The organism is Crocosphaera sp. Alani8, assembly GCF_038442745.1.
GTDB lineage: Bacteria > Cyanobacteriota > Cyanobacteriia > Cyanobacteriales > Microcystaceae > Crocosphaera.
In genome coordinates, this window is record NZ_JARVCN010000303.1 from 1 (window position 1) to 3886 (window position 3886).

Here is a 3886-nt window from a genome sequence, read left to right on the forward strand (position 1 = left end):
TCTATTAGTAAAGGGTTTTATAAGGGGGTTAAAAAGAGCGGATTTGGTATAATGTGCTTCCGACATAGCCACAACCGAGAATCGCTATATTTTCGTAGAGAGGACGGCACTGAGTCTGCTGGAGCAATCGTTGCTTTAGGACAGCCATGTCTAGCTTCGGTGCGTTTTCATCAAAAGGGCTATCAACGGAGTTATACATTGTGGTAATAGAAGTTGGTTAACTTCTCGAATGAGCTTTTCTTAAGATTTATTACTTTTATTATAAAGATTTTTTAAAAAAACTTGACTTATTACAATTTATCTGTCGCTGAACCAAGAATTTCTGTCCTACTAAAAATGCGATCGCCAGCTATAGGCGATCGCTAAAAATATAGGGAGATTTCTGCTCCCAATCAATCTTTCAATTGATCGTTATTAAAAAACACCCGTAAGCAGAGCGGCGGTAAAAACAACAAACATAGCAGAGATAATCATAAAGATTGTAAAGTAAGGGGCATGATTGATCCGCTCTAAATATTCATGTCGTTTACGATCTTCTTCCGTTAACGGTTTAAAATGTAGCTTATGCATATTAGCAACACTCCCATTTATCTAAAATCGAATTCAGATGACAGGTTCAATTAACAAAATTCTGAGAAAAAAATGTGGGGAGACTTAGATTCTAGGCATGGATTTTATAGCGATAAATAGTCTAACTTTTTGATAGTACACTGATTTAAGGTTATTCCTCAGTTAACTTGTTTAATCTCAAATTGTCATCATTTCATAACTTCATCTTAAACGATAACTTTTGAAATTATTGTTAATTGTTATGAATATTGTTTGATTAACAACGTTCACACACCAAAACTGTTCCCTTGTTTCCTCGTGTAATGCGTAGTTCTTCATCTAAATAAAGCACTTCCAAACGACCTTTAGGAGAATGCTTCATGGTGAAAGACATTTCTCCAGTTTCAAGATTCATACCTTGATTTGGAACCAACCCAAACATAAACTTTAAAAATACTGACATTAACTGTTCCCTAAAACCTTTCTTTGATGGTAATGGTTCACTAAATATCTTTTTCCAAGTTTCTAAATCTTGCTCCGAACTTGGGGTTAAAGTTCCTCCTGTAAATTCAACCTCTAAAGTTCTATCATCAGCCGGATAACATAAACCTTTATTACAAACAATTCCTTTTAAATTAGGAAAATCTTCCTCAATAACAGTAAATTCTACAACAATATCATAAGTCCATTTTTTTCCTTCTCCTAAGAAGATAATGGGCTGTCTAACACAGTCAATAACTAACTTAAGACGTGTGGGTTCAAACATATTAAATGCTAAGCGTCCTAGTGTATAAGCATATTTCCCATTGGGCAATTTCTGCCCTTGAGGAAAAGATGGCGCACTGATTAATAACCATTCAAGAGATTCTAATTGCTTACTATGGGTGGGAGCTATAGTGGGATTTAGTAAGCAGAGTTCCGATATTTTTTGTTTAACAGCATCATCTTGGCAGTTCCCTTCATAAGTCTTTAAAACTTCTTTCAATTCAGTTTTAGCACGTATTAGAGTTTCAATAGTATTTGTCATAATCTCAAAATTTATAATCCTATATTACAACATAAACATCATTTCTTAGCACGTTTTAACCCATTTACTAACCAATTGACCTTTTTCATCTTTTTCATAGACACGAATTAGTTCATTGATCGGTTTCTGTTGTTTAATCATTTTGGAAAGTACTTCGGCTTGTGATTGAGTTTTAGTGTCGGTAGGGGTAACAGTGGTAGAACAGGGGTTAAAGAAAGCGAGAAGACCAGAAAAGAGATGACCTGTATTGGATTGCATGATTGAGACTCCTAATAAAACAATATTGGCTTAGATTTCAGTATGTCGGAAACCATCAGGAGAAGAAATACGGTTTTGTTCAGGAAAGTTCAGGAAAAAGTTCTCAGGACTTCACGCTGGTCAAACGAAGGCAGAAGACGCTGCGCTACAAGGACAGAGGGCGTGGAATGTGCCCCTGCTTGCGACTCGGATTTAAAACCGAGTCGCAAGCAGGGGCAGAAATTCACTGGTTTGGAAGGGGCTTGTACCCCAAGGGATAAGTTTGAAGGAATTTCCTAAGCGAAGATGGTATGAACTACGATGCACTACTTTTCCACCGAAACCGAAAATACTGAACTTTTCTGAACTTTTTAGGTATTGTTTCTGCCGAAAATAAAGAGCATAGTGTAGAAGAAGATAAAAAACAAAGAGGACTTAGAAAATGAATTTCAACCAAATTGGTACTTATTATCCAGGAATCTTAAGTCAGCGTTTAGATACAAACAGTTATTTCTTAATGAGATTAACTGAGCTTTGGGGAGAAGAATGCTTAGAATCATCAGAAGAAGAAAATTTATCTTCTAATAGCAATTTTGAATTGAGTGATGAATCTAACAGTTTAACTTATGCTTCCTGCCCTCTGCCTCAAAACTAGAAAGATATATTTGCTTCACTGTTGTTCTCAATTTCTAAAATCATGACAACTAACTTTATATTCTGTAAAGTAAAAATGTCCTTATTTTTGTTATAATAAAGTTTATAATCGGAGTAGTTTTTATTTTACCTATAATTAAAAGAGTCGTTTGCTCATGCTGGTTGCCAAGAACAACTTACCTCCCTCAATTATAGAACCTGGTTCAGTTTTAAGCAATCAAACCAATGAGACAAAATCTACCTTAGTAGCCCAATTATCCCCATCTATTCCACTCACAAATACTACGATAGAGATTCAGAACGTAGGGCATATTGCCACTATTCCTTATAGTAATAATATTGTTAGCCTCATAATCAATAGTATCAGCTATCAATTAACCAATAATCCTAACCCAGATGTGGGGTCTTATTATATTGATGATGAGAATAACCAAATATTAATTAACACTGGATATGATGCTGAGGGTTTAACAGCAGTAACTACTCAATTTAATATTTCTTCCAGATTAAATCGAGTTAACCCTCCTGCATTATTTAGAAAGTATCCAGTCGTGGAAAATTTCAGTTTTAGCCAAACATTTGAAGGGCATCCTAGTGGCAGTTTTAGTGTTAGGTGTCACCGTATTCAATATAACATCATAAGGAACGCATTTAAGCCAGGTACTCCTTTAAATTTACAAGGAATAGATTACCGAGTTAGACGTTTAGATAGGGCAAGAAACTTAGATAGCTTAGGACACGAGTTAGTCAATATTTCACTACAAAGGTATTGGGAAAGGTTGGGGAATACCGTGCGATCACCTCTCGATGAGCCGTTAAGAGAAAGCGAGTTAATTAATGAGAATAATTGTGGTTTTGAATATAGTTACAGGACAGCTTTATCAAGGGTAGGAGTAAGTTTGATAGGGGGAAATGTGGTCAAGAAAGTGGGAAGGGATATATCGTCATCCCAAACCATTACCCCTCGACAGTTATTGGAAGACCGGCAACGGTTATTAACAGCAGGTTACTACGTTGATTGGTCATCTCGTATTGGCGTGATACTGAGACGATGGGAATCGCCTAGAATATTCCAAGTAGATCACTTAGTAGCTGACCTTAGTCAAGGACAAAAATTTCCCAGTATAACGATCGCAGAGAATGGTTTCGGAGCAGAAGTCAACGGCTGTTATTTATCCCACGAACTTAGTCGGGCAGAATTGAAACTGGATCAAGACCCCAATGGTGGGCAAGACGGGGATGAATATGTATGCCTTGTACAAGGCGATAGGAACCCTGCTGAGCCACCGCAAGAATTGAGGGGAGGGGTGTACTACGGTTTTAATCTGGATAAACTGCGATCGCCGATGCTGTGCTTTGATAATGGGGCTGGCGTGGGGACACAAAAAGCTATAAGCTAGATTTAATAAGGGATATAGC

General features: G+C 36.9%; 5 protein-coding genes. 3 read left to right on the forward strand and 2 right to left on the reverse strand.

What is annotated here, in order from left to right:
* A partial coding sequence (locus P9B04_RS16335; protein ID WP_342056048.1) for a hypothetical protein occupies window positions 1–207 on the forward strand: 207 nt, incomplete at its 5' end.
* A 619-nt stretch (window positions 208–826) separates the two neighbouring features.
* Here P9B04_RS16335 and P9B04_RS16340 read toward each other — a convergent pair.
* Window positions 827–1576 carry a PAP/fibrillin family protein gene (locus P9B04_RS16340; protein ID WP_342056049.1) on the reverse strand — a complete coding sequence of 250 codons (750 nt, stop codon included), beginning with the start codon at window positions 1574–1576 and terminating at the stop codon, window positions 827–829.
* Between the two features lie 45 nt (window positions 1577–1621).
* Window positions 1622–1834, reverse strand: coding sequence for a hypothetical protein (locus tag P9B04_RS16345; RefSeq protein WP_342056050.1), 213 nt, complete (start codon window positions 1832–1834; stop codon window positions 1622–1624).
* Window positions 1835–2255: 421 nt separating this feature from the next.
* Here P9B04_RS16345 and P9B04_RS16350 point away from each other — a divergent pair, with 421 nt between their 5' ends.
* On the forward strand, window positions 2256–2468 hold the full coding sequence (locus tag P9B04_RS16350; RefSeq protein ID WP_342056051.1) for a hypothetical protein: 213 nt from the start codon (window positions 2256–2258) through the stop codon (window positions 2466–2468).
* A gap of 154 nt (window positions 2469–2622) precedes the next feature.
* Window positions 2623–3867, forward strand: coding sequence for a hypothetical protein (locus tag P9B04_RS16355; protein WP_342056052.1), 1245 nt, complete (start codon window positions 2623–2625; stop codon window positions 3865–3867).
* Window positions 3868–3886 lie beyond the last annotated feature (19 nt).